Raw genomic sequence first — 25,023 nt, 5'->3', positions numbered from 1 at the left:
GCTCGCCGTGGACAGGATCCACGGCCTGCCGCACCGGGACCGAAAGGAACCACCCGGCCCGGGGGGCGGGGGAAGGAGGGGGAGCGGAGTGCCCGGTGTACGTCCGACGGGGGAGAATCGGACCTGCGGTGACGGGCCGCGGCCATCGGCTCCGCTCCCCCTCCCGCATACGCGGACCCGGCCCGATATTCACTCGCCGGAGCCGCCCGGCCCGCCCACACTGTCGCCGTGACGAGAACGGTGAGCGCGTGGGTGAGCGCGGGTGACGACATGCTCGGGGCCATCGGCCCGTTCCCGGTGGACATCCCCTGGTGGTCCGAGGCGGCGCCGGTCGTCGACCGGCTGGAGAAGCTGCTCGGCGTGCCCGTCCTGGTGCTGCGCCTGCTCGCCGTCGACGGCGGTGAGGGCGGACGGGACGGCCATGTGACCTATCACGTCGAGGCGTTGGGCCGTCCGGCGTCCGGTGTCCTGGAGCGCCGGTCCGCCGGTCCGGGCCCGCTCGACGGCGAAGAGGTCCTCCGGTCGTCGTGGGCGCGGTCGGCCGGGCTGCGCGAGCTGCTCGACTGGGCCGAGGAGACGCTGGTCGCGGCGGGCCGGCCGATGACCGGTCCGGTGGAGCAGCGTCGTACGTGGAACCTGTCCGGTCTCTTCCGGCTGCCCACCGCGCGGGGCCCGGTCTGGCTCAAGGCGACCCCGCGCTTCGCCGCCGACGAGACGGCCGTCATCGCCGCGTTCGCGCGGGTGGACCCCGGAATGGTGCCGGTGGTGCTGGGTGCGGGCGAGCGGCGCGTCCTGATGGAGCACATCCCCGGCGTGGACTGCTGGCAGCCGTCCGAGGAGACGCTCGGGGCGGCCATGCGACGCATCGTGACCGCGCAGGCGGCGCTCGCGGACCTGGGCCCCACCCGGGTCCGGGACGGCTCGTCGCCGCGGGCCCGGACGGACCGCCCGGACCGCCCGGACCGCCCGGACCGCCCGGACCGCCCGGACCGCCGAGACGGTACAGACAGCGCGGACGGCATGAACCCACCGAACGGCACGGCTCTCCCGCGTCCCGGGGACGGGCCTCCGCCCTCCGGCGCCGGGGACCGGCGACCGGCTCCGTCCGGCGTCGCGGACCGGCGTGCAGCGCGGCTGGTCGACGCGGTGCACGCCCTGCTCGACGGACCGGCCGGGAAGGAGCTGTCCGGGCAGGAGCTGGCCGCGGCACGGGAGTTGACGCGACGCTGGGAGGCGCTCGCCGACTGCGGTCTGCCCGACACGCTGGTGCACGGAGACTTCCACCCGGGCAACTGGCGCAGCGACGGCGGGCCGCCGGTCGTCGTGGACTTCGCCGACGCGCACTGGGGTCATCCCGTACTGGACGGTCTGCGGGTGCACCACTTCCTCCACGGGCCGGCCCGCGCGACCGCCGCCCGCGCCTGGGTGGAGGCCTGGAAGGCGTGTCGGCCCGCGAGCGACCCGGCGCGCGCCCTGGTCCTCGCCGAACCCCTCGCCCAACTCGCGTACGCCGTCCGGTACCAGGAGTTCCTGGACGGCATCGAGACGTCCGAGCGGGTCTACCACGAGGGTGACCCGGTGGACGCGATCCGCGCGGCGCTGCGGTCCGCCCGGAGCCCGAGCCCGTACCTGGCGTCCGCCGGCATTCCCCCTGGGACGAGGTGACCGCGGAGGGGCAATCGGCCGGGCGCCGTGAGCACACGGTCCGGTGCGTGGGCACACGGCCGGGCGCCGTGGACACACGGCCGGGCGCCGTGGACACACGGCCGGGCGCCGTGGACACACGGCCGGGCGCCGTGGGCACGCGGTCCGGTGCCTTGACGCGCGGGCGAACACCCGTCCCCCGCGGCCGGACGCCGGCGGGCCCGCCCGTCGGTGATGTCCCGCACCTGGACGGTCGCACCCGGCCGGCCGCGTCCCGTCGTCCGGCCGGTGGTGGCCGGTCACGGGGGCGCGGCGGGCCGGGGTGCCCGCGTCAGGTGGCGGCCGGCTCCACGTCCGGTGCCGGCCCGGTCAGGTACTCCTCCGAGACCTCCTTCGGTCCGAAGGGCCACACCTTCTCCAGCCGTGCCCAGACCACGAAGGCGACGCAGCCGAGCGCGAGCCAGGCCAGTGACCATTCGATGGGGTGCCGGCCCGGAGAGTTCTTGTCCGCGTAGCCGTAGATGGTGAGCCAGCCGATCAGCGCGACGAGACTGGGCACCGGATACAGCCACATCCGGTACGGGCGCCGCAGCCCCGGCTGACGTCGGCGGAGCACGGACAGCGCGACGATCTGGGCGAGCGCCTGGACGATCACCATGACCGTGGTGAGGAGCTGGATCAGGGTCGCCAGGTCGGTGTGGCGCCCGATCAGGAAGCCGATCGCGGTGATGACGCCCATGGTCGCGAGGCCCAGCATCGGGAAGCGGTGCCTGGGGTGCAGTTTGGCGTAGGGGCGGAAGAAGACGCGTTCGCGGGCGGCGTCGTAGGGGACCCGCGAGCCGCCCAGCAGTCCGGTGAAGACCGAGGCGAACGCGGTGATGAGGATGAGGACGGTGACCGTGTCGGCGGCGCCCTTGCCCCAGGTCTCCTCCAGGACGGCCGAGGCCACGGAGGTCGACGCGATGTCTCCGGGATCGCTCATCCGGTGCCAGTCGACGACGCCGAGCGTGCCGATCTGGAGGAGGAGGTAGATGGCCATGATGCCGAGGATGGAGAAGATGATGGAACGGGGCAGGGTGCGGCCGGGGTCCTTGATCTCGGCGCCCATGTACGCGGTGGTGTTGTAACCGAGGTAGTCGTAGATGCCGATGGTCAGGCCGGCGGCGAATCCGACCCAGAAGTGGCTGCTGGTCAGCTGGAAGGCGTGGGCCGGGTAGGTGAAGGCCAGGTGGGCGCTGAAGTCGGTGGCCGCGGCGACGATCACCAGGAGCACCGAGGTGATCATGACGGCCCACATGACGGCGGTGATGCGCGCGATGTGCTCGACCCCGCGCCACAGGAGCGCCACGACCAGGACGATGACACCGAGGCCGATCAGGTCGCCGGTGGTCCGGCCCATGTCGGGGGCCAGGTATCCGAGGTACTGGACGAAGCCGACCACGCCGGTGGACATGATCAGCGGGATGAAGAGCATGGCCGTCCAGACGAACAGGAACGGCATCAGGCGTCCCGAGCGGTACTGGAAGGCCTGGCGGAGATACACGTAGCTGCCGCCGGAACCCGGCATGGCGGCGCCGAGTTCGGCCCAGATCAGGCCGTCCGCGAGGGCCAGCACCGCGCCCGCGACGAATCCCATGATCGCCTGGGGACCGCCGAACGCGGCGACCATCAGCGGGATCGTCACGAACGGACCGATCCCGCACATCTGGCTCATGTTGATGGCGGTGGCCTGGAACAGGCCGACGCGGCGGACGAAACCGCCGGTGGGTGGCGGACTGCCGGACATGGGGCCTCCTGTGATCGGGACGAGGGGAAGAGGGACGACGTACGGGTACGGCCCGGATGGCGGCCGACGGATCAGGGGCGGCGGGTGACCGGCCGGCGCTGGGCTCCCCTCGGCTCGCCCGGCGAGGCTGACTGGGCGATAAAGTTAAGGAGCCTTACTAGATGCGTCAAGGGGGTGTCATGAATGCGTGAGAATGGAGCGATGCCCGCCCGCGACGCCAACGAGCAGCCCGAACAGCCCTGGAACCGCCGACGGCTGCGCAGCACCAACGAGCGACTGCTCCTCGACCGGATGCGTACCGGCGGTCCGGCGTCACGAGCCCAACTCGCCCGCGAGACGGGGCTGTCGAAGCCGACGGTCTCCAGCGCGCTCGCCGCGCTGGAGGAGGCCGGACTCGTCCACGAGGTCGGCACGCACGCTCCGGAACGCGGCCGGGTGGCGGTCCTCTACGCCCCGGACCCCGCGGCCGGGCACGCGCTCGGCATCGACATCGGCCGCGGCTGGCTACGGGTGGCGCTCGCCGATCTGGACGGCTCCGTGGTCGCTCGCGCCGACGTCCGCAACCGGGCCCGCAGTTCGGGGGCGATGGCCGACCTGGTGGTCGCCACCGCCCGCCAGGTCGTCGCCGGCTCGGGTCTCGGCACCGACGAGGTGGCCCACGCCGTGGTGGGCACACCGGGCGTGTACAACGAGCGGGAGCGCCGGGTGCGGTACGCCATGCATCTCCCGGGCTGGGGCCGGGCGGGCCTGTTCGACCGGATGCGGGAGATGCTGGGCTTCCCGCTGGAGGTGCACAACGACGCCAATCTCGCGGCGCTCGGCGAGTACACGTACGGCGTCGGCGCGGGCAGCCGGCTGTTCGCGTACATCATGATCGGCACCGGGCTGGGCATGGGCGTGGTCAGCGAAGGGCGGCTGTTCACCGGGGCGCACGGCGGGGCCGGGGAGATCGGGTTCCTGCCCTGGCCGGGCCGGCAGAAGCCGGAGACGCTGGAGGACGCGGTGTCGGGTGTGGCCGTCGTCGAGGCGGCGCGGCACTTCGGCATGACCGGACAGCTCACCGCGAAGGCCGTGTTCGACGCGGCGCGCGAGGAACATCCCGCCGCCGTGCGGGCCGTGCGCCTGGAGGGTGAGCGGATCGCGCACACGGTGGCGGCAGCGGCGGCGGTGCTCGACCCCGATCTCGTGGTGCTCGGCGGCGGGGTGGGGCACAGCATCGACCTCCTGCTGCGGCCCGTGCGCGAGACGCTGCGGACGCTCACGCCGCTGCGGCCGAAGATCGTACCGAGCCGGCTCGGGGAGGACGCGGTGCTGCTCGGCGCGGTGGCCACGGCGCTGGGGACGGCGCGTGACGTGGTGTTCGACCGGCGGTCGGGCTCCTGAACACCGGGGCCGGCAAACCTCGTTGATTGACAGCGCGGACGCGGCTGCCTAGCTTGTGGGCCCGTTAGTAAAGTTTCCTAACTTGCGGCCCCTCAGGCGGGTGACCCGAAGGAGACCACGATGGCCGACTCGAAGGCAGGCCCGTGCCGCCCGCGCGGCAGGTGACGGTCCGGCATCCTGTCGGCCGGCGGCCCGGTGAGCCGATGGCCTCGACCGCCACCCGGCGGGCCGGGGACCCGCGCGGCTCCGCCCCGGGGACCCGGGGCGCCGGGTGGAGCACGCCGGAGACGACCGTGCAGAGGGCCCGAGGACGGGTGAGAGGGCGGGCCGCCGACGGACCCGCCCCTTCTTCGGCCCGCCCGCGGTCAGCTCACGTCGAGCGCCATGTCGTCGAGGACGAACGACGTCTGCAGCGTCGACCCCTCGGTGCCGGTGAACTTGACCGTGACGGTCTGGCCCGCGTACGCGGACAGGTTGAGGCTGCGCAGCGTGTAGCCCGACGCGGCGTTCAGGTTCGAGTACGTGGCGAGGGTCGACAGGACCGTGCCGGAGCTGTTGAGGACCTGCGCCTTGAGGGTGTCGTACGCGGTGCTGGTGGTCGTCTCGGCGGTGTCCACGTGGAGATAGAAGTTCAACGTGGCCGCGCAGCCGGACGGTACGGTGACCGTCTGGGCGAGCGTGTCGGTGTGGGCGGAGCCGTAGCCGTCCATCCAGGCCTTGTAGGAGCCGGTGCGGGCCGCCTCGCCGCTGCTGTTGGTGATCACACCGCTGCTGGCGGTCCAGGAGCTGCTGCCCGACTCGAAGCCCGGGTTGGCGAGCAGTTGGGCCGCCGTGCAGGTGCCGCCGCCTCCTCCCCCGCCGCCGCTGCCGCCGGTGCCGGCGAGCCACGCCGTGGCGTTCAGGGCGAGGGCGGCGTTGGTGGCACCGGTGTCGTTCCAGCCGTCGTAGAGGGTGTTGCCGGACTGGCCGGTGCCGTCGTCGATCGGTGAACTGTCGCCCCAGAACGCGACTCTGCCGCTGCCGAAGGTGCTGGTGGCGAAGAACGCGCCGGTGTTTCCGGAGTAACCGCTGCGGTAGACGAGCCCCTTGACGGCGGAGTTGTCGGACGGTTTGAGGGTGGCGGTGGTGCCGTCCGCGATCAGGCTCTTCGTGACGGTTCCGAACGAGCCGTGCAGGACCGGGTTCGTGCTGTCACTGATGGCCGCCGGGTATCCGGCGCCGACGTCCAGCGTGTCGATCGAGAACCCGAACGGGTCGGTCGAGTCGACGCTGTTGCCGGTCATCAGGTCGTTGAAGATCTCTACCGCGTCGTAGCCGTCGTTGTTGCGGTCGGCACCGGTGTGGTCGGAGATCATGAAGAGGCCGCCGCCGTTCTTCACGAACGTCATGATGGCGGTCTTCTCGGCGGTGGTGAAGAGCGTGTTGGGCTCGGGCAGGACCAGTTCGTCGAAGTGCGACAGATCGGTCGCGGCGGAACCCCCGTAGGTGAGGGCGGAACCCGAGGGCAGTGTCTTGAGGCTGTATTCGCCGGTCCTCTGCAGGGCGACGCCCCAGGAGGAGAGCGCGCCGGTCCAGTCCGTCTCGGACGACGGTGTGGAGTCCTGGCCCAACGGGTCGGGCTGGCTCGTGGAGACGATCCAGTCGGCGCTGCCCGCGGTCTCGGCGTGACCGTTGTCGAACAGGACGCGGTGCGGGGTCGCCGCGGCGGCCGGCGTGGACGCCTGGACGGTCGCGCCTGCGGCGACCAGTCCGAACACGGCCAGCGCCGAGGCGAGTCTGTGGCGGGACGTTCTGAATCCAAGCATCCGTCGAACCTCCGTGGGGGTGGGGAGAGGCGGTGCGGGCGCCCAAGTCTCCGCGCGTAGAACGGAGATGGGCCGTCTTCCGCGCGAAGAATTATTGAACGGTACATGGCAATCACCTCGACGGGACAGGAGTCCGCCGGATCCGGTCGAGGACGACCGGAAAAGTGGAACGGACTGCCTCCGCCCGCAGGGGGAACACCCCTAACTGCGGGGTTCACACGCGAAGGGGCGGACATGGAGATCTCAGGCATCCTCAGTGCCATCATCATCGGCATCATCATCGGTGTACTCGGCCGGCTCGTCGTCCCGGGACGCCAGCACATCGGCATCCTGTGGACCATCGTCGTCGGTATCGTCGCCGCGTTCATCGGCGCGGGAATCGCCTCGGCGTTCGGCGTCGCCGACACCAAGGGCCCCGACTGGATCGAGTGGTTCATCCAGATCGCCGTCGCGGCGGTGGGCGTCGCGGCCCTCGACCGGGTGAAGGTGCGCCGCTGACGCGCGGGCCGAGCACCCACCGGCGCGCTGCCCCGAACCGGTAGACCCGCCCGACTCCCCTGCGGGGGCCGGAGCGTGGCACCAGGGTTCCGCGGATCTCACCCCGCCCCGCGGAACCCGAACCCGACCGGGACCACGCCCCGCCCGTCCGGCCGTCGGCGGCCTTCGATACCGCCTCGTCGCATCCGCGGCGCGGCGGTATCGGCCGTACGGGCCCGGAGGCACCGGGCGTGGTCCGGCGAACCGGCCGCGGTAGGACCGCCGAACCGGGTGGCCGGCCGGACGGCCGCCCACCCGTCCCGGAACGGGTGTCACCCGTAGACGTAGGGAGTCGTCGTGGTCAGCGGCTGGAATCCCAGACGGGCGAGGACGGGACGGCTCTGGGAGGACGCGTCGACCTGGACGTAGCGGTAGCCTCGGTCGGCGGCCACCCGGGCCCGGTGGGCGACGAGAGCGCGGTAGATGCCGCGGCCGCGCCAGGACTCGACGGTGCCGCCTCCCCACAGGCCCGCGAACCGGGCGCCCGGCGCCATCTCCATGCGGGCCGCGCTGACCGGCTCGTCGCCCGCGAGGGCGACGACCGCCACGACGTTGTCCTCCTCGCCGGTGAGCTGGGCCAGTAGTTGACGGCGCATACGGCCGCTGTCCGTACCGAAGGCCTGCCGGTGCACGTCCGCGACGAGATCCACGCCCGCGCTGTCGGTGACGGGCAGGAGCCGTACGCCCTCCGGCGGTTGGGCGTCGAGCGCCAGATCACCCAGCTCGGCGATCATCAGCGTCTCCTCGGGCTGTGCGACGAACCCCGCGTCCCGCAGGCGCTGTCCGAGGTTCTCCGGTTTGTCGTGTCCGTACACCTTCCACTCGAACTCCCGGCCCAGCCCGGTGAAGTACCGCACCTGGTCGGCTATGGCCGCGTCGGCGCCCGCGCCGTCCAGATCCGACCAGACCACCCCGTTCCAGCCGTGCTCCGCACCGACCTGGCGCACCACCTTGTCGACGCGCTCGACCCGGGCCCCCGGGCCGTCGGGCCGCGCGTCCTCCCGCATGTCCCGGTCGAACAGGGCCAGTACCGCAACGTGATCCATGGGCTCACTCCAGCATCCTGCGGCGCGTACGGCAATGGCATTCCGGTGAGGGCGTCGGTCACCCGGCCCGGCCCACGACATCACCGCAGCTCGCGGTCGGTGCGGTGGAAGCCTGTCGAGCGTGTGCCGCCCGCCGTTTTCCACCGTCGCACGAGCGGAGGTCGATCACCTGGTCCGCGCGGACTCCGGAGCCGCAGGCCGGGAAAGAGGCGTGGGCGAGGGGCGTCGGCGGCGGGCGTGAACGAGGTCGGTACGGGAGGCCCGTCCGCGCCGTGAACGGAACCGGCCCCACTCGCCGACGCCGTGCACGGAACCGGCCCGAATGCACTCGCCGACGCCGTGCACCGCGCACCTCCGGCGGCCGTACGGGACGTACGACGGCCGAGGTCACCGCGGGTGCCCGGGGCGCCGATCACGCTCCGGACCGCGCGCGATACCTTCGCCCTGACACGGTCCCGTCCGGCGCAGCCGGGCCGGGATGGGATCTCAAGCATCGGGATGGTCATGCGCGAGGACGCGATCGTCGAGGTAGCCGCCGGAGTTCACCTGGTCCACGGCAGCAACACCAACTGGGTGATCCTCAGCGAGGGGGACGCCGTCACCCTGATCGACACGGGGTACCCCGGCGACCGTCCGGACGTCCTCGCCTCCCTGGACGCGCTCGGCCACTCCCCCAAGGCGATCGGGGCCGTCCTCATCACCCACGCGCACAACGACCACCTCGGGTCGGCCGAGTACCTGAGCAGCGCCTTCGGGGTCCCGGTCCATCTGCACGAGGAGGAACTCCCGCACGCGCGCCGGGAGTTCCTCCAGCAGGTGAGCGTCGGGACGGTGATGCGCCAGGCCTGGCGCCCCGGCGTCCTGCCATGGGCCGTGCACGCCCTCAGGTCCGGGGGCACGGCGGACGTCCGGATGACCCGCCCCGAGTCGTTCCCCGGGGAGGGCCCGCTGGACCTGCCCGGCCGTCCCGTACCGGTGCACACGCCCGGTCACACCGCCGGACACTGCGTCTACCACCTGCCGGAGGCCGGGGTGGTGATCTCCGGCGACGCGCTGGTCAGCGGTCACCCCACCTCACGCACCCGCGGCCCTCAGCTGCTGCCGAACATGTTCCACGCCGAGCGCGCGATGGCCATCTCGTCACTCGCCCGCATCGAGACCCTGGCGGCGGACGTCCTCCTGCCCGGCCACGGTCCGGTCCACCACGGCTCCGTCGGCGACGCGGCGCGCCGGGCCCTGGAACTCGCCAACTGACGTCGCCGCGGTACCGGCCCCCGAGGGCGCGGGGGCCGTCAGCCCAGTTCTAGCGTGGTGACGCCGTAGACCCGTTCCCGGGCGAAGGGCCTGACCGGTCCGGTGTACATACGGGCCGTCTCGAAGGAGGGCGTGAGGCCGAACTCGTCGGCGAGCGCCACGCCCGCCGTGTTCGACCCCGGGATGTCGACGGTGATCCCGCCCCCCGGAGTCCACGCGGCCACCGCCAGCAGCAGGGCCCGCGCGTCCCCGGCGGTGTCGGCGAACAGCGGACCGACGCGGGGGCTGTCGAGGGCCGGCCGGACGACCGTGTAGCCGGTGAGCCTGTCCTCCGCGACGCGGACGAACGCACGGTGTCCCGGTGTGTCCAGCCAGCGGGCGAGGAAGCGGGGGCGGTCGGCCGGGCAGCAGGCGCTGTCGTAGGCCGCGATGTCCTGGAGGTCGGCCGCTTCGGCCGGGCGCACCCCCGACGGGGCGGGCGCCGTCGGTACGGTGCCGGTGAACCGTACGGTGCGGTGGGCGAGTTCGAAGCCGGACCGGCGGTAGTTGTCCTGCTGCGCGACCACTCCGTCGAGCCCGACGGTCCGGCCGCCCGCGTGGGCCAGGGCCGTCTCCCACGTGGTGAGCCCGTAGCCGCGGCCGCGCAGGTCCGGTCGTACGAGATAGAAGCCCAGGAAGGCGTAGTCGGCGTCGTACCGGACGACCGAGACGGCCGAGACCGGCTCCGCGCCGATCCTGCCCAGGAAGAAGCCGTCCGGGTCCTGGGCGAAGAAGCTCCGGGCGTCGGACAGCCCGGGGTTCCATCCCTCGTCGGCCGCCCACCCGGCGACCACGGCCCAGTCGTCGAGCGAGGCCCGGGTGACGACGAGGTCCTCGGAACCGGGAAAGGTCATCTGTGCGCTCCATTCGCTTCGCCGGACGGCGGCGGGTGCCGGACGCGGAGCCGGTCACGGGCCGCGGGGGCTTCGGGCGGGGCGTGACGGGACCGCCCGCACATCCTCCCGGATCTCCCCGGTGAGGTCGGCGCCCGCCGCCCGGACGGCGCACGGTCGGCCGGAACCGCTCGGTCCCACCGCGGGGCCGTACTGCGCGCACGCCTTCCGACCCCGTCTCCGTCGCTGTCCGCGTTCCCCGCTGCCCACCTGTCGCTTCCCGTCCCTGCCCCCGTCCGCCCGCCGCCGGCCGGTCGCGAGCCGAGGCCCAGCAAGGTCCCGCGCGCCCCGGACCGTACGAGGCCCCACCGGTCACGCGCCCGGTGGGGCCTTCCGTCGTCGCCGGACCGCCGGGTCAGCGGCGCGCGGCGGGCCTGAACCGCCGGAAGAGCACCGCTCCCCCCAGCAGCAGCGCCGCGCTCGCGGCGATCGCGGGCACCGTCTCGTCCGCGCCCGTGTGCGCGAGGGAGGCCATGGGCTCTTCGGCTGCCCGGTACGGCGCCTTCCCGGGCACGGCCGCCTTCGTCGGGGGCTTCGGCGCGGGGGTGGGCGCCGCGGGCCGGTCGGGCAGCTCGCCCGAGGTGTTCACGGCCGTGTTGCCCACCGACGCGTTGCCGAGGCCCACCACACTGACGGAGTTGCCGCTGACGTTCACCGGCAGGTCGACCGGCAGCTGCAGACCGTTGCCGGACAGCACCCCGGGAGAATTCGTTCCGGTTCCCTGTGCGAGCGCGCCGCCCGCCGTCACGCCCGAGGCCCTGCCGGTGTGCGCGCCCCCGTTGCCGGAGTGCGTGCCGGGCGCGCCGTGGCCGTGACCACCGGTACGGCTCGCGCCGCGCACCGCGCCGCCGTCGCTCACGTTGGCGCAGCGGTTGCCCGCCGCGGGATTGAGGAGACCGACGACGTTCACGGTGTTCCCGCACACGTTCACGGGGACGTGCACCGGGAGCTGGATGGTGTTGCCGGAGATCAGTCCGGGTGAGCCCGCCGTACCGCCCTGCGCCGCGGAGTCGGCGTGCGCCGGCATCGTCACGGCCAGCGCGCCCGATGCGGCGGCTGCGGCGATCAATCCATTCCGGGTAACCCGTTTCACAGGTTCCCTCCCTTCCAGACTTGGTCGCGGGTACTCACCCGCATCGCGTAAAACGCGAGAGAACCATCCGAGTTATGGCTTATCGGGCTTTCACTCCATCGAGCGGCCCGCTTATCGAACTGATCCGGGCCGGTCCCGGCCGGGGTGTCCCCCGCCTGACCTCCGCCGTCCCCGGGCACCGGGGGTCGTCCGCCGTGCCCGGAGCGTGTCGCCGACCGGGAGGCGGTCGGCCGATACGGCCGTCCGCCCGGAGGCAGGCTCCCGGGCCCCCGCCTATCGTGATGCGTGTCGCGGCCGGCAGGGCATCCCGGTCCGGCTCCCGCTGTCCCTGGAGGTCCGCATGCCGTCCGTGCACCACCGCTGGACCTACGTCGGAGCCCGCGCGGCGGCACTGGCTCTGCTGACGGCGGGACTGCCCTCGGCGGCCGTGGCCGCCGACGCACCCGACCTGTCCCGCTTCTACCATCAGAAGATCACCTGGGGAGCCTGCGTGGGCGACGGGATGCCCGCCGACCTCCAGTGCGGGAAGGTGACCGTCCCGCTGGACTACGCGCACCCGCAGAGCGGGACCCTCGACGTCGCGATCGCGCGGTACCGCGCGACCGGACCGTCGAGGGGGTCCGTGCTGCTGAACTTCGGCGGCCCCGGCGGGGCCGGGGTCCCGGAGCTCGCGCAGGACGGCGGCAAGGACTTCATGGACCTCACCAACGGCTACGACGTGGTGACCTTCGACCCCCGGGGCGTCGGCCGGTCCTCGCCGGTCAGCTGCGGCAACGGGGCCGGCACGACCGGGGCCGTCGGCGACGGCGGTGACGCGCAGGCCATGCTCAAGGCCCTGCGCAAGGTCGCCTCCGAGTGCACCGCGCACTCCGGCCCGGTACTGACCCACATGGGCACGGTCAACGCGTCCCGGGACATGGACGTCATGCGGCAGGCGCTCGGCGACAAGAAGCTCAACTACCTCGGCTTCTCGTACGGGACCCGGCTGGGCGCGGTGTACGCGGCCCAGTTCCCGAAGAAGACCGGCCGCATGGTGCTCGACGGTGTGGACACGCTCACCGAGTCGATGGCCGAGCAGGGACTGGTGGGCGCCGAGGGGCAGCAGACCGCGCTGGACGACTTCCTCACCTGGTGCACCGAGGACGTGTCCTGCCCCTTCGGGGAGGACTCGCGCGAGGCCCGGGAGGACGTCGTCCGGCTCGTCGCCTCGCTGGACCGGGACCCGGTCCCGACCAGCCTCGGGCAGATGTTCTCGGGCCAGGATCTCGCGGCCGCGGTCGGCCAGGCACTGTACAGCCGCCGGATGTGGCCGGCGCTGGAGCGGGCCCTCGCCTCGCTCGTCCAGGACGGTGACACCCAGGGGCTCGCGCAGCTGTCGGGCGGCGGCGCCTCGCTGCCCGCCTCCCGTACGACCCCCGGCTCCGGCGCGACGGGCGCCCCGCACGCCGGGCTCGCCGGCCCTGGGGACATCCCGGTGGACAACCTGCCCGCCGCGTTCATGGCGATCAACTGCGCGGACGACCCGGACCGGCCCAGCGCCGAGCAGGCCGCCAAGGACCTCGACAAGCTGCGCGCCGCCTACGACCAGGCCTCGCCGGTCTTCGGCCGGTACCGGCTCACCCAGGTGCTGCTGTGCCACGGCCGCCCCAAGGGCACCGACTACATCCGCGACGACGTACACAATGTCCGTACCCCGAAGATGCTGCTCGTGGGCACCCGCGGGGACCCGGCGACCCCGTACCGCTGGACCGAGGAGACCGCCGCGAGGCTCGGCTCGGCCGCGGTGGTGCTCGACAACCGGAGCGAGGGCCACACGGGGTACGCCTCCTCCAAGTGCGTGCACCAGAAGGTCGACAACTTCCTGCTGTACGGCGCGCTGCCCAAGAACGGCAGTTCCTGCGGCCCGGAGAGCGGCAGGGACGAACCCTGACGGACGTCACGGAATCCGCGCGTCCCGGCGACACCGACAAGTCGGATACAACCCCTTGTGCCCCTCGGTCGTCACACTGTGCAGGCGCCGCGCCACGCGCGGCGCACCATACGTGACCGACCGCCGTGACCGAAACAGGGGAACCCACCGATGCGCCTCCGCTCCGCTCTCGTCCTCCCGGCCGCCGCCGCGGCACTGTTCCTCGCCGTGCCGCAGGCCGGTGCGGCCGCCACCGGCTCCGCCCGGCCGGCCGTCCCCAAGCCCGCCAAGTGCGCCGACAGGGCCACCGTCGTCCGCGCCCATCTGGCCGCCGACCCCCGGCTGGTGCACATCAGCGTCACCAACCTGTCCCCGCGGACCTGCACCGTCGACCGCATCCCGACGGTCGTCTTCGGGGACCTCGACGGCGCCGCCCTGCCGGTGCCCGCCGGTGACAGCGGTCCGTACCCCGTCGGCGCGGGCCGGACGGTGTACGCGGCGGTGCGGACGATCGCCGATGTGACGGACCCCGAGGCCCGACGGGTGGACTCGATCAGCGTCTCGGCGGACCCCGCGCGGTTCGGGCGGTCCTTCACGGCGCGTGAGCTGGGCGCGGGGGACGCCGTTCTCGTGTGGGAGCCGGTCACCACGTGGTGGCAGCCCTCCCAGGCCGCCGCGGACCGTCAGGTCAGCTGAAGGACACCTCGGGGGCGTAGAGGTCCAGCCACACCGCGAGGTCCAGGGTCCGTTCCAGGCCCCGCCGCGACGCCTGCGTGATCTGCGGGGTGTCGCGGTGGGCGGCGCGGTGCAGCCGTTCCGGGTCGACGAGGTCGAAGACCGGGTGCGTCGGCCGGGCCAGCAGGTCCTTCGCGTGGTCCTGCAGGGCGATCGCGTACTTGGGGTCCTGGGTGGACGGATAGGGGCTCTTGACCCGGTCGTACACGGACTTGGGGATCACGTCGGCGGTCGCCTCCCGCAGCAGGCTCTTCTCCCGGCCGTCGAAGGACTTCAGGGACCACGGCGTGTTGTACACGTACTCGACGAGCCGGTGGTCGCAGTACGGCACCCGCACCTCCAGGCCGACCGCCATGCTCGTGCGGTCCTTGCGGTCGAGCAGGACACGGACGAACCGGGTGAGGTGGAGGTAGCAGATCCGCCGCATCCGGTACTCGAAGTCGCTCTCCCCTTCGAGGCGCCGGATCCCGGCGACGGCCGTGCGGTAGCCGTCGGCGACGTACGCGTCCAGGTTCATCGCCTCGGTGAGCTCGGGGCGCAGGATGCCGGCGTCGTCGCCGAAGTCGCGCTGGAACCGCAGGAGCCACGGGAAGGTGTCGGCGCGACGGGCCTCCTCGTCGAAGAACTGCAGATAGCCGCCGAAGACCTCGTCGGCGGACTCCCCGGAGAGCGCGACGGTGGAGTGCTCGCGGACGGCCTGGAACAGCAGGTACAGCGAGGTGTCCATGTCCCCGAAGCCCATCGGGAGGTCCCGCGCCCTGATCACCTTGGCGCGGACCTCCGGATCGGCCAGGGCCTGCACGTCCAGGACGATGTCGCGGTGGTCGGTGCCGGAGGCGTCGGCCACGTCGTGGACGAAGGGGGTGTCCGGGGTGCCGCGGAGTTCGTCGGCGACGAAGTGGTCGGTCTGGCCCACGAAGTCGACGGCGAAACTGCGGACCCGCTCCCCGTGCTCGGCGAGCTGCCGGGCGGCGAGCGCCGTCATGGCGGAGGAGTCGAGGCCGCCGGAGAGCAGGGTGCAGCGCGGCACGTCCGCGACGAGCTGGCGGCGCACGATGTCGTCGAGGAGCGTGCGCACGGTGGCGATCGAGGTGTCGCGGTCGTCGGTCTGCGGCCGGGTCTCCAGCTCCCAGTAGACGTGCCGGCGCAGCCCGGAGCGGTCGACGGTGACGACGGTGCCGGGCTCGACCTCGTGCATGCCGTCCCAGATCGCGTGCCCGGGTGTCTTGACGAAGGTGAAGAGCTCGCGCAGGCCGTCGAGGCGGACCCGTGCGGGGGCGAGCGGGTTGGCCAGGATCGCCTTGGGCTCGGAGCCGAACAGGACGCCGTCGGGGGTCCGGAAGTAGTAGAAGGGCTTGATGCCCATGCGGTCGCGGATCATCACGAGCTGGTCGCGGCGGCCGTCCCAGATCGCGAAGGCGTACATGCCGTTGAGCCGGCCGGCGAGTTCCGCGCCCCATTCCAGGTAGCCGCGCAGCACGACCTCCGTGTCGGAGTCGGTCGAGAAGCGGTGACCGCGGCCGGTCAGCTCACGGCGCAGCTCGGTGAAGTTGTACGCCTCCCCCGAGTAGACCAGTGCCACCGTGCCTTCGGGGGTCTCGGCGGTCATGGGCTGCCGTCCGCCGGGCAGGTCGATGATCGCGAGCCTGCGGTGACCGAGGGCCGCGGGGCCCTCGGTCCAGGTGCCGCGGTCGTCGGGGCCGCGGCAGGACATCGTCTCCGTCATTGCATCCAATGTCTCGCCCTCGGCACGCAGATCGCGGTCGAAGGAGACCCATCCGGTGATGCCGCACATGCGTTACCTCCTGCGTCCGGTGTACCGGGAGCACCGGTCTCACCTGCGTATACAGGGTCCCTCCGGCCCCTCCGGAAAACCAGTTGTATCCGGCAGCTATCCATCGAGGCTCTGCCCCGCGGGAAGGGGTCGTCAACAGGGACGTAACCCGGACGGCCCAGCGACCCCGTCGGTTCCGGCCGCGTTTTGCCCGCCGTGGACCCGTCGGGCCGCCCGCCATCGGGCCTCTCCCGGCCGGAATCGGCCATGGGTAAAGACATGGGTAAAAAATTGCCCAACACGTCACGAACCCACCTGAACGCTCGTCCACTCACCTGCTCGCCTCCGCCTGCTCCCGTCCGCTCGTCCGCGGGTCCTCGCGCCCGCTCGTCCGTTCGCCCCACCGCCCGCTTTCGCCCCATTCCGTCCGGTGCGCTTCACTCGTGGTGTGCGCCGGATGCTCTCGCTGCTGCTCGTGGTCCTCGCTCTGGCCGGGGCCCTGGTCCTGGCGTGCGCCGTGTCCGCCTGGTGGTGGTGCGCGACGGGCGTCCTGCTGGCGCTGACGGCGGTCGGAGCCCGGGACCTGGCGCAGACCCGCCGCTCGGAGCTGCGCGACCTCCCCCTCCTGGGCCATCTGCGCCTGCCCCTGGAAGCCCTGCGCCCGCACCTGCAGCGCCATGTCCTGGAGCGCGACCACGACGGGCGTCCGTACGACCGTGCGGTGCGCGGTCTCGTGTCCGCGCGGGCCGACGGCGCCGAGCCGGTGGAGCCGTTCGGCACCGGCCGGGACGTGTACGGCGCGGGGCACGAATTCCTGGTGCCGTCGATGAGCCCGGTCGAGGTGGCGCGGGAGACGCCCGTGATCCGCGTCGGAGGACCGGACTGCACCCAGCCGTACGACATGGCGCTGCTGAACGTTTCGGCGATGAGCTTCGGAGCGCTGTCCGCGAACGCGGTGCTCGCGCTCAACCGGGCCGCGGCGCTCGGCGGTTTCGCCCACGACACCGGCGAGGGCGGCCTGTCGGACCATCATCTGCGCGGCGGCGGGGATCTCGTCTGGGAGATCGGCACCGGGTACTTCGGCTGCCGGACCGCCGAAGGCGGCTTCGACGAGCGGGAGTTCGCGGACAAGGCCGCGCTGCCGGAGGTCAGGTGCGTGTCGCTCAAGCTCTCCCAGGGCGCGCACCCGGGTGTCGGCGGGGTGCTGCCCGGCGTGAAGGTGAGCGCCGAGATCGCCCGGACGCGAGGCGTGGCACAGGGGCGCACCGTGTTCTCGCCGCCGCACCACCAGGTCTTCTCCACCCCCCGTGAACTCGTGGCGTTCCTCGCCGGGATGCGGCGGGCGGCGGGCGGCAAGCCGACCGGTCTCAAGCTCTGCGTCGGGTCGCGCCGGCAGTTCCTCGCCCTGTGCAAGGCGATGCTCGCGGAAGGGATCACCCCCGACTTCATCGTGGTCGACGGCGCGGAGGGCGGCAGCGGGGCCGCGCCCGCGGAGTTCTCCGGCCGGCTCGGAACGCCGCTCACCGAGGGGCTGATCACGGTGCACAACGCGCTGGTCGGGACCGGCCTGCGCGAGCGGGTGCGGGTCGGCGCGAGCGGCAGGATCGCGACCGGCACGGACCTCGTCAGACGGCTGCTCCAAGGGGCCGACTACACGAACGCGGCCCGCGCGATGCTGTTCGCCCTCGGATGCCGCCAGGCGCAGCGCTGTCACACCAACACCTGCCCGTCCGGTGTCGCGACCCAGGATCCACGCCGCGTCCGCGTCCTGGACGTGGCCGACAAGTCCGTACGGGTGCACCGGTACCAGCGGGCCACGGTCCGCAGCGCCACCCGGATCATGGCCGCGATGGGAGTGCGGCATCCCGGCGAACTCACCCCGGGCCAGCTGCTGCGCCGCACGGATCCGACGACCGTGCGCTCGTACGCGGAGCTCTACACGTGGCTGGAGCCCGGGGTCCTGCTCGCCGAGGCGCCCGCGGACTGGGAGCGGGACTGGGCGGCGGCGGACCCGGACTCCTTCTGACCTCGGAACTCCACCGGCCGCCCCCAGCACTCCGCCGGGTCCCCCACGATCGGGCAGGCCGTACGGTGTCCCCCACCGCGCCCCGGCCGGCCGGCCGGTCTCGGGGCGTACGCCGTGGGCCGGGCCGTTCCTGGTGTCCTCACCGGTCACTGTGTGCCTCTCTGCGGCGGGGGCGTCGGCCCGGAGGTGGTCCGGCCGGACGGGGCCCCAGGAACCCTCCCCGGGCGCGCCCGGCGAGCGGGACGGGCGACGGGCGCGCACCGACGCCCGCCCCGCGCCGACGATCCCGCGGGCGGACGCGGGCGGAGCCGTTCACCGGGGTCGGCAGCGGTGCCGTTCCGGTGGCGAGGGGTGCGCGGGCGCCTCCGCCGACGGCGCCCGCGCTCCCGCGCCCTCACGGGCGCGTCCCGAGCCGTGCGTCCGCCCCCCCGGGGGCGTCTCCGGCGGTGCCACGGAAGTCGTGCGGCCGCGCCCGGAGCGGGCCGGCCGGACTCGAGCGACACTAGCAACCAATTAGCCCAAATGCCCGATAGGCGAATCGGTTCTATGGTGCTCGTATGGAGCATGCGCTGAGTCCCGCAACCCTCTCCGAACTGCGCCGGCCGCGGCCCTACCCCGCGGTGTCCGTGCTGACGCCGACGCACCGCCGCGAACCGGACAATGCCCAGGATCCGGTCCGGCTGCGCAACGTCGTGGCCGAGGCGAAGAAGCAGATCGAGTCCGATCCGGCGGTCACCCGCGAGCGGCGCGCCGAACTGGTCCAGCAGCTCGACCAGGCGATGGCCGAGGTCGACCTGGCGCACGCCGAGGACGGGCTGGCGATCTTCGCGGCGCCGGGCGAGCACCAGGTGTGGTCGCTGGCCCGCCGGGTCCCCGAGCGCGTCGTGCTCTCGGACACCTTCCTGACCCGCAACCTGGTCGCCGCCCAGTCCGCCGAGCGCCCGTTCTGGGTGCTGTCCGTCTCGGCCGACCGGGTGACCCTGTGGGACGGCGGCGGTGACCGGGTCATCGAGGAGCGCGGCGACGGCTTCCCGCTGACCCGCAGCCTGGAGGACCCGGACGCGGAGCGCCAGGAGCGCGTCGGCGACCTGGCCAGCACCTTCCGCGCCGAGCGGACCCGGACGTTCCTCCGCGAGGCCGACAGCGCGATGAGCGCCGTGCTCCGGGAGCACGACCGCCCCCTGTACGTCACCGGTGACACGGCCGCGCTCTCCCTCCTGGACGAGGTCGGCACGGTCACCAGGGACGCGTGGCACCTCCAGCACGGGGGTCTCGCGCACGGCACGCCGGAGGCGGTGTGGCAGGCGGTCCGTCCGCTGATCGGCGCCGAGGAGCGGCGCAACGCCGACGTGGTGGCCCACGAGCTCGAAGCCGCCCGCGGCCGCAAGGAGTTCGCCGCCGGGGTCGACGAGGTGTGGCAGCACGCGTCGCAGGGACGGATCCGGCTGCTCGCCGTGGAGGAGAACTACCGCGAGACGGTCCGCGACGGCGGCGACCATCTCGTACCCGCCGAGAGCGGGGACCTGGACGCCCGGGAGGACATCGTCGACGAGATCGTCGAACAGTGTCTGGAGACCGGCGCCGAGGTCCGTTTCGTCCCCGACGGCAGCCTGGGTGACGCGAAAGGCATCGCCGGGGTGCTGCGTTACTGATCTCTCCGGCCGACAATCTCCTGGAGAGCTGTCGGTCCGAGAGGTGAGCACGTGAGCGAGTTGTTGGGTGTGGCGGTCCTCGGGGCGGGCCACATGGGAGCCGACCACATACGACGGATCGACCGGGTGGTGAACGGCGCACGGGTCGCGGCGGTGGCCGATCCCGACAGCGGGCGGGCCGAGGACGCCGTCGCCGGGATCGACGCCGTCTCGGTGCACACCGAGGTGGCGGCGGCCCTGGACGCGCCCGGCGTGCGGGCCGTCCTGATCGCCTCCCCCGGCCCCGCCCACGAGGAGGCGCTGCTGGCGGCCTTCGCGCGCGGGCTGCCGGTCCTGTGCGAGAAGCCGATGGTGCCGGATTCGGCCGGGGCGCTGCGGGTGGTGGAGGCCGAGGCACGGCTCGGACGGCGGCTGGCGCAGATCGGCTTCATGCGCCGCTACGACACCGAGTACATGCGTCTGAAGGCCCTCCTGGACAGCGGGCGGCTGGGCCGCCCGCTGATGCTCCACTGCACGCACCGCAACGTCTCCTCGCCGGCCGGCTTCACCTCGGCGATGGTGGTGAACAGTTCGGTCTCCCATGAGATCGACGCGGCGCGCTGGCTGCTGGGCCAGGAGCTCACGGCCGTGACGGTGCTGCGGCCGCGGCCGTCGTCGCACGCGCCCGAGGGTCTTCTCGACCCCCAGCTCCTGCTGTTCGAGACGGCGGAGGGCGCCCTCGTCGACGTGGAGGTCTTCGTCAACACCGGCTTCGGCTATCAGGTGCGCTGCGAGGCCGTCTGCGAGTCGGGGAGCGCGCGGATCGGGGACGAGCACGCGATGCGGGTGACGACGGCGGACGGTGTCGGTCAGGAGGTGACGCAGGACTACCTCGTACGCTTCGCCGACGCCTACGACCGCGAGGTGCAGGCCTGGGTGGACGCCACCCGCGCGGGCCGCGTCACGGGCCCCGGCGTCTGGGACGGGTACGCCGCGTCGGCGGTGGCCGAGGCGGGTGTCCGGGCGCTGGAGGACGGCGGCCGGGTGACCGTCGAACTCGCCGCGCGCCCGGACCTCTACGCGTGATCAGCCGCTGACGCTCGGGGCGCCCGTCTCGATGTGCCCGGTGAACCGGCGTGACCAGCCGGCGTCCGAGTCGACGGTGACCGTGAAGTCGTACCAGCCGTCCTGGTGGGCGACGGCGTTGAAGTAGTCCTCGGCCGAGCCCCCCGCGACGACGGAGTACGTCCAGGGTCCGTCGCCGCGGTACTGGTTCGAGGTGATGGTGAACTTCACGGGCGTGGAACCGGAGTTGGCCATCCTGAAGAAGACGGCCGTCTTCCCGGTCCCGGGCTCGGTTGCGTAACGGGAGCTCACCTCGGCCGACTTGCCCGGCTTGGTCGCGTCACCCCGGAACCGGCGCAGGAAGCGGTTGGGGCCCGTCATGGTGAAGTCGTACTTCCCGTCGCCGTACCCCGCGCCGATGTTGAAGTAGTCGGAGGCGGTGCCGCCCGCGTCGACCGTGTACTGCCAGGGCGTGGTGTCGCGGTAGGCGTTCGGGTGGATCGAGAAGTGCGCGGCACGGGCGGCCGGAGCCCCCTGGTTGGCCATGGCGAACCAGGCGAGGACCGTGCCGCCGGCCCCGAACTCCAGGTGGTCCAGGTAGCCGTTCGGCTGGTACGGCAGCGCGCGGGCGGGCCGGGTGCCGGGCTCCTGGACGGGCAGGGCGTTGGTGGTGGGGACCGGGTTGGGCAGCGGACCGCAGGTGGCCAGGCCGATGACGCCGGTGGCGGGCAGCGTCACGGCGCCGTACACGGGGTGCGCGAAGTCGAAGACTCCGGTCAGGTCGCCGGTGACCTTGCGACGCCAGGCGCTGATGTTCGGACAGGCGGCGGGGGTGCCCAGCGAGGTCGTCCAGGCCTCCAGGAACCGCAGCACGGACGTGTGGTCGAAGACCTCGGACGAGACCCAGCCGCCGCGTGTCCAGGGCGAGACGACCACCATCGGCACGCGGAACCCGAGGCCGTACGGAGTGCTCCCGAGGAACTCCCCCGCCGTGTTCGCGGGGGGCACCGGCGGCGGCACGTGGTCGAAGAAGCCGTCGTTCTCGTCGTAGTTGAGGAAGAGGACGGTGGAGTCGAAGACGTCCGGATCCGCGGCGAGGGCCTTGTACACCAGGCCGACGAAGTGCGCGCCGTCCCCGGGCGGGGCGTACGGGTGTTCGGACGAGGCTTGGTCGGCGACCACCCAGGACACCTGGGGCAACGTGCCGGCGAGGACGTCGGCCTTGATGGCGGCGGCGATGTCGTCGGGGGTCGAGCCGGTGACCCGGGGCACCGAGGCCATGCCCCGGTCGTACAGCGGGTCGCCGGCCCTGGCCGCGGCGAACTTCTTGAAGTAGGCGCAGCCGTTGTCGCCGTAGTTGTCCTGCGCGTTCTGGTAGACCTTCCAGGTCACTCCGGCCGTCTGCAGTGCCTCCGCGTAGTTCTGCCAGGTCAGGCCCGACTCGTCGCCTCCGTCGTAGCTGGAGCCGTCGACCTTGCCGGACCAGAGGTAGGTGCGGTTGGGTCCGGTGGCGCTGAGCGCGGAACAGAAGTAGGCGTCACAGATCGTGTAGGCGTCGGCGAGCGCGTAGTGGAAGGGGAGGTCGGAGCGGTCCAGGTGGCCGAGCGACCGGACGTTGCCGACGCCCGAGACCCAGTTGTCCAGGCGTCCCTTGTTCCACGCGGAGTGCTGCGAGGTCCAGGAGTGCGGAAGGTCGCCGCTGCACTGCGCGAGGGTCTCACCGTCCTTGCCGCCCGCGGCCGGTGTGGCGCTCAGCTTCCAGGGGTACTGACGGCCGCCCCCGTTGGCCTGGTTGAACACCGGGTACCCGCCGGAGAGCGTGATCCCGCTGCGGTCGCCGAATCCGCGGACGCCTCTGAGGCGGCCGAAGTAGTGGTCGAAACTGCGGTTCTCCTGCATGAGGACGACGACATGGCGTACGTCCCTGAGGGTGCCGCTCGCCGTGCCGGCGGCCAGCGCCTGACGGGAGCCGAGGCCCAGCGCGGTGCCGGCCACCACGGATGCCCCGAGCCCCACGAATCCTCTTCGGCTGATCGGTGTCATGGACTCGCCCTCCTCACCGGAGTGCCCCTGCGGCACACCCGCGGTAGCGTGCCCACGGCGATCGCCGACTTCCCTCCCCGCGCGGTGAGTTACGGGTGAACAGCGGCGGAAGGGTGCCGGTTCCGCGCCGGGCCAGGGCGGACGTGCCTGCCGACCCCGGCGGGCCCCCGGGCCCGTCACCCACGGGCCGCCACCCCTGCCTCCGACCGGGCCCGCCCCGTCACCGGCGGGCGCCACCCCCTGCCTCCGACCGACGTCGGCCTCCGGCCGCGGAGGCGGGCGGGGGGAGGCACGCGGCGGGCGCCACGCCGCGCGCGGACCGCGCGGTCACGTGACCCGCCGCGGGCGGCCCCGCCTCCCTCACGCCCGTGGAGCGGTCCCGGCGTCCGGGACGAGGACGACCTTGCCGGTGACGGTGCCGGACTCCGCCAGGCCGACGGCCTCCGCGGCGCGGCCGAGCGGGATGCGGGCGGCGACCTGCGCGGTGATGGCGCCCTCGGCGAGCAGCGCGAACACCTGCCCGAGGTCGGTGCGCAGCCGCTCCTGGAACGCGGCGGCACGCCGCTTGCCCGCCCAGATGTTGTAGAAGTGCGTACGCCGGCCGTTGGGGAGCAGCTTCCAGAGCAGGAGCCGGCCGACGAGCTTGAGCACCGGCAGCCTGGAGGAGCCGGCGACGTCACGCGTCGCGGCGGTGCCGTACGACACGAGCGTGCCGCCTCGGGCCAGCAGCCGGAAGGAGTCGACGATGCCGTCGCCCCCGACGTGGTCGAAGACCGCGTCGACGCCACCGGGCGCCAACTCCCGCACACGGGCGGGCAGATCGGCGGAACGGTAGTCGAGCGGCGTGGCACCGAGCGCACGCACCGCGTCATGGTGGCGGGGCGACGCGGTGCCGATGACGCGGATCCCGGCGTGGGCGGCGAGCTGGACGAGGGTGGAGCCGACTCCGCCGTTCGCCCCGAGCACGAGCACGGTGCCACCGGCCCGGACCCGGGCGACGCGGTGCAGCATCTGCCAGGCGGTGATGCCGTTGACGACGACCGTCTCGGCGTCGGCGGGGTCGATGCCGGCCGGCACCTCGACCAGGTCGGTGACGGGCAGCACGACCCGGCTGGCCCAGCCGCCCACCTTCGTCAGGGCCGCGAAGCGGCGGCCGGTCAGCGACGGGTCGACGCCCGCGCCGGTCCGGAGCACCACGCCGACCAGGTCGTAGCCCGGCACGAAGGGGAACGGGGGCTGGTCGTAGTACTTGCCGCGGCGCATCTGCTGCTCGGCGAACGAGACGCCGGAGGCCTCCAGCGCGAGGAGGACCTCACCGGCCGCCGGCTCCGGCGCGGGGCGTGTCCGGATCTGCAGGCCGGAGGGCTCCACGACTCCCGGCAGCACGACTTCGGTCACCAGGTTCGCGGCGGTGTGGGTGTCCATGACGGTCGGCTCCTCTGCTCACGGCTTCGTTATAGATTCACGCTTGCGTTATAGGTTCTAACTAAAGCTTGCCCCTCTACACTGGGTACGTCAAGCCCCATTCCGACGAGCGACAGAAGAGGCGATGACGTGACCACGGAGAGCCGGACGGGTCCGGGCCCGCGCGATCGGTTCCGCGCACAGGTGCGCGAGGAGGTGAAGGCGGCGGCACTGCGCCAGCTGGCCGACGGCGGCCCGGAGGCGCTGTCGCTCAACGCCGTCGCCAAACAGCTGGGCATGACCGGCCCCGCGCTCTACCGCTACTTCGCCGGCCGGGACACCCTGCTCACCGAGCTGGTCGCCGACGCCTACGACACCCTGGCGGGAGCCCTCGCCCACGCCGCCGGCACCCCCGCGCCGGACGGGACGGCGCGCCTCACGGCCGTGGTCCGGGCCTACCGCGACTGGGCCCGGTCCGAACCGCACCGCTACCGGCTCCTGTTCCGGGCCCCCTTCAAGGGCTACGACGCCCACTCCGCCCGCCTGGTCGACGCGGCCCAGCGCTCGATGAACGTCGTGCTGAACGTGGCGAGCGCACTGGTGACGCCGGACGCGGCCGTACCGGAGGGCGCGCGGAGTCAGGTCGAGGAGTGGATGAGACGGCGCGGCATCGACGACGTCCCGCCGGCGGTCGCCTCGCGGGCGATGATGCTCTGGGCCCATCTGCACGGCCTGGTGAGCCTGGAGATCGAGGACAACTTCGCCTCGATGGGCATCGATCCGGGCCCGCTCTACGAGGCGGAAGTCGGAGAGTTCACCCGGGGACTCCGAATCCGAACACACCCTGGAGGCGACCCGCACACCTGACCCTCGAACACACGAATGAGAGAGGACTCCGGCCACCCCCGCAAGCCGTCAAGTCACGTATGCGCTCTACGACTTGGGGGATTGCCGTA

General features: G+C 72.9%; 18 protein-coding genes. 10 read left to right on the top strand and 8 right to left on the bottom strand.

Features of this window, described 5'->3' with window-relative positions; translation table 11 throughout:
* Positions 1 to 228: 228 nt before the first annotated feature.
* Entirely contained in the window at positions 229 to 1,665 is a 1,437-nt protein-coding gene (locus OG776_RS37125; protein WP_329323300.1) for an aminoglycoside phosphotransferase family protein, read from the top strand.
* A gap of 310 nt (positions 1,666 to 1,975) precedes the next feature.
* Here the strand turns inward: OG776_RS37125 and OG776_RS37120 are convergent, their stop codons facing one another.
* Positions 1,976 to 3,430, bottom strand: a complete 1,455-nt coding sequence (locus OG776_RS37120) for an APC family permease (protein WP_148008340.1) — start codon at positions 3,428 to 3,430, stop codon at positions 1,976 to 1,978.
* Positions 3,431 to 3,631: 201 nt separating this feature from the next.
* On the opposite strand from OG776_RS37120, the gene OG776_RS37115 reads away from it, so the two are divergent.
* Positions 3,632 to 4,813, top strand: a complete 1,182-nt coding sequence (locus tag OG776_RS37115; protein ID WP_148008478.1) for an ROK family transcriptional regulator — start codon at positions 3,632 to 3,634, stop codon at positions 4,811 to 4,813.
* A gap of 365 nt (positions 4,814 to 5,178) precedes the next feature.
* On the opposite strand, the gene OG776_RS37110 is transcribed toward OG776_RS37115, so the two are convergent.
* Positions 5,179 to 6,618: a hydrolase gene (locus OG776_RS37110; protein ID WP_329323299.1), complete on the bottom strand. Its 1,440-nt coding sequence runs from the start codon at positions 6,616 to 6,618 to the stop codon at positions 5,179 to 5,181.
* 234 nt (positions 6,619 to 6,852) lie between these two features.
* On the opposite strand from OG776_RS37110, the gene OG776_RS37105 reads away from it, so the two are divergent.
* On the top strand, positions 6,853 to 7,116 hold the full coding sequence (locus OG776_RS37105) for a GlsB/YeaQ/YmgE family stress response membrane protein (protein WP_148008338.1): 264 nt from the start codon (positions 6,853 to 6,855) through the stop codon (positions 7,114 to 7,116).
* 311 nt (positions 7,117 to 7,427) lie between these two features.
* Here OG776_RS37105 and OG776_RS37100 read toward each other — a convergent pair whose 3' ends face one another.
* Positions 7,428 to 8,201 (bottom strand): GNAT family N-acetyltransferase, encoded by a 774-nt coding sequence (locus tag OG776_RS37100; protein WP_148008337.1) that lies wholly within the window; start codon positions 8,199 to 8,201, stop codon positions 7,428 to 7,430.
* A gap of 504 nt (positions 8,202 to 8,705) precedes the next feature.
* On the opposite strand from OG776_RS37100, the gene OG776_RS37095 reads away from it, so the two are divergent.
* On the top strand, positions 8,706 to 9,455 hold the full coding sequence (locus tag OG776_RS37095) for an MBL fold metallo-hydrolase (RefSeq protein ID WP_148008336.1): 750 nt from the start codon (positions 8,706 to 8,708) through the stop codon (positions 9,453 to 9,455).
* A 38-nt stretch (positions 9,456 to 9,493) separates the two neighbouring features.
* On the opposite strand, the gene OG776_RS37090 is transcribed toward OG776_RS37095, so the two are convergent.
* Both OG776_RS37090 and OG776_RS37085 read right to left on the bottom strand, forming a co-directional pair.
* A complete protein-coding gene (locus OG776_RS37090) occupies positions 9,494 to 10,348 on the bottom strand; it encodes a GNAT family N-acetyltransferase (RefSeq protein WP_329323298.1) in 855 nt (284 codons plus the stop codon).
* Positions 10,349 to 10,742: 394 nt separating this feature from the next.
* Positions 10,743 to 11,456: a chaplin gene (locus tag OG776_RS37085; RefSeq protein ID WP_410093161.1), complete on the bottom strand. Its 714-nt coding sequence runs from the start codon at positions 11,454 to 11,456 to the stop codon at positions 10,743 to 10,745.
* 364 nt (positions 11,457 to 11,820) lie between these two features.
* Here OG776_RS37085 and OG776_RS37080 point away from each other — a divergent pair, with 364 nt between their 5' ends.
* Together OG776_RS37080 and OG776_RS37075 are read left to right on the top strand one after the other, a co-directional pair.
* On the top strand, positions 11,821 to 13,410 hold the full coding sequence (locus OG776_RS37080; protein ID WP_329323296.1) for an alpha/beta hydrolase: 1,590 nt from the start codon (positions 11,821 to 11,823) through the stop codon (positions 13,408 to 13,410).
* 150 nt (positions 13,411 to 13,560) lie between these two features.
* On the top strand, positions 13,561 to 14,085 hold the full coding sequence (locus OG776_RS37075) for a DUF4232 domain-containing protein (protein ID WP_148008332.1): 525 nt from the start codon (positions 13,561 to 13,563) through the stop codon (positions 14,083 to 14,085).
* Here the strand turns inward: OG776_RS37075 and asnB are convergent.
* On the bottom strand, positions 14,078 to 15,919 hold the full coding sequence (gene asnB / locus OG776_RS37070) for an asparagine synthase (glutamine-hydrolyzing) (protein ID WP_329323294.1): 1,842 nt from the start codon (positions 15,917 to 15,919) through the stop codon (positions 14,078 to 14,080). The genes OG776_RS37075 and asnB overlap by 8 nt on opposite strands.
* Before the next feature lie 436 nt (positions 15,920 to 16,355).
* On the opposite strand from asnB, the gene OG776_RS37065 reads away from it, so the two are divergent.
* From OG776_RS37065 to OG776_RS37055, 3 genes are all read left to right on the top strand, one after another.
* Positions 16,356 to 17,924 carry an FMN-binding glutamate synthase family protein gene (locus OG776_RS37065; protein ID WP_329323805.1) on the top strand — a complete coding sequence of 523 codons (1,569 nt, stop codon included), beginning with the start codon at positions 16,356 to 16,358 and terminating at the stop codon, positions 17,922 to 17,924.
* 557 nt (positions 17,925 to 18,481) lie between these two features.
* Entirely contained in the window at positions 18,482 to 19,576 is a 1,095-nt protein-coding gene (locus OG776_RS37060) for a baeRF3 domain-containing protein (RefSeq protein ID WP_148008330.1), read from the top strand.
* A 51-nt stretch (positions 19,577 to 19,627) separates the two neighbouring features.
* Entirely contained in the window at positions 19,628 to 20,641 is a 1,014-nt protein-coding gene (locus tag OG776_RS37055) for a Gfo/Idh/MocA family protein (RefSeq protein ID WP_329323292.1), read from the top strand.
* Here the strand turns inward: OG776_RS37055 and OG776_RS37050 are convergent, their stop codons facing one another.
* Positions 20,642 to 22,663 (bottom strand): phosphocholine-specific phospholipase C, encoded by a 2,022-nt coding sequence (locus tag OG776_RS37050; protein WP_329323290.1) that lies wholly within the window; start codon positions 22,661 to 22,663, stop codon positions 20,642 to 20,644.
* 360 nt (positions 22,664 to 23,023) lie between these two features.
* Positions 23,024 to 24,088, bottom strand: a complete 1,065-nt coding sequence (locus OG776_RS37045; RefSeq protein ID WP_148008327.1) for a medium chain dehydrogenase/reductase family protein — start codon at positions 24,086 to 24,088, stop codon at positions 23,024 to 23,026.
* Between the two features lie 129 nt (positions 24,089 to 24,217).
* On the opposite strand from OG776_RS37045, the gene OG776_RS37040 reads away from it, so the two are divergent.
* Positions 24,218 to 24,934, top strand: a complete 717-nt coding sequence (locus OG776_RS37040) for a TetR/AcrR family transcriptional regulator (protein ID WP_148008326.1) — start codon at positions 24,218 to 24,220, stop codon at positions 24,932 to 24,934.
* Positions 24,935 to 25,023 lie beyond the last annotated feature (89 nt).

The sequence above is a fragment of the Streptomyces sp. NBC_01689 genome, assembly GCF_036250675.1.
GTDB lineage: Bacteria > Actinomycetota > Actinomycetes > Streptomycetales > Streptomycetaceae > Streptomyces.
Note: the sequence above shows the minus strand (reverse complement) of the source record. Positions and strands in the feature narration are given on the sequence as shown.

What these genes read in the sequence shown, in the direction of transcription:
- OG776_RS37120 (WP_148008340.1), bottom strand. Translation starts at nt 3,430, where the DNA reads ATGTCCGGCAGTCCGCCACCCACCGGCGGTTTCGTCCGCCGCGTCGGC.
- OG776_RS37115 (WP_148008478.1), top strand. Translation starts at nt 3,632, where the DNA reads ATGCCCGCCCGCGACGCCAACGAGCAGCCCGAACAGCCCTGGAACCGC.
- OG776_RS37110 (WP_329323299.1), bottom strand. Translation starts at nt 6,618, where the DNA reads ATGCTTGGATTCAGAACGTCCCGCCACAGACTCGCCTCGGCGCTGGCC.
- OG776_RS37105 (WP_148008338.1), top strand. Translation starts at nt 6,853, where the DNA reads ATGGAGATCTCAGGCATCCTCAGTGCCATCATCATCGGCATCATCATC.
- OG776_RS37100 (WP_148008337.1), bottom strand. Translation starts at nt 8,201, where the DNA reads ATGGATCACGTTGCGGTACTGGCCCTGTTCGACCGGGACATGCGGGAG.
- OG776_RS37095 (WP_148008336.1), top strand. Translation starts at nt 8,706, where the DNA reads ATGCGCGAGGACGCGATCGTCGAGGTAGCCGCCGGAGTTCACCTGGTC.
- OG776_RS37090 (WP_329323298.1), bottom strand. Translation starts at nt 10,348, where the DNA reads ATGACCTTTCCCGGTTCCGAGGACCTCGTCGTCACCCGGGCCTCGCTC.
- OG776_RS37080 (WP_329323296.1), top strand. Translation starts at nt 11,821, where the DNA reads ATGCCGTCCGTGCACCACCGCTGGACCTACGTCGGAGCCCGCGCGGCG.
- OG776_RS37075 (WP_148008332.1), top strand. Translation starts at nt 13,561, where the DNA reads ATGCGCCTCCGCTCCGCTCTCGTCCTCCCGGCCGCCGCCGCGGCACTG.
- asnB (WP_329323294.1), bottom strand. Translation starts at nt 15,919, where the DNA reads ATGTGCGGCATCACCGGATGGGTCTCCTTCGACCGCGATCTGCGTGCC.
- OG776_RS37065 (WP_329323805.1), top strand. Translation starts at nt 16,356, where the DNA reads ATGCTCTCGCTGCTGCTCGTGGTCCTCGCTCTGGCCGGGGCCCTGGTC.
- OG776_RS37060 (WP_148008330.1), top strand. Translation starts at nt 18,482, where the DNA reads ATGGAGCATGCGCTGAGTCCCGCAACCCTCTCCGAACTGCGCCGGCCG.
- OG776_RS37050 (WP_329323290.1), bottom strand. Translation starts at nt 22,663, where the DNA reads ATGACACCGATCAGCCGAAGAGGATTCGTGGGGCTCGGGGCATCCGTG.
- OG776_RS37045 (WP_148008327.1), bottom strand. Translation starts at nt 24,088, where the DNA reads ATGGACACCCACACCGCCGCGAACCTGGTGACCGAAGTCGTGCTGCCG.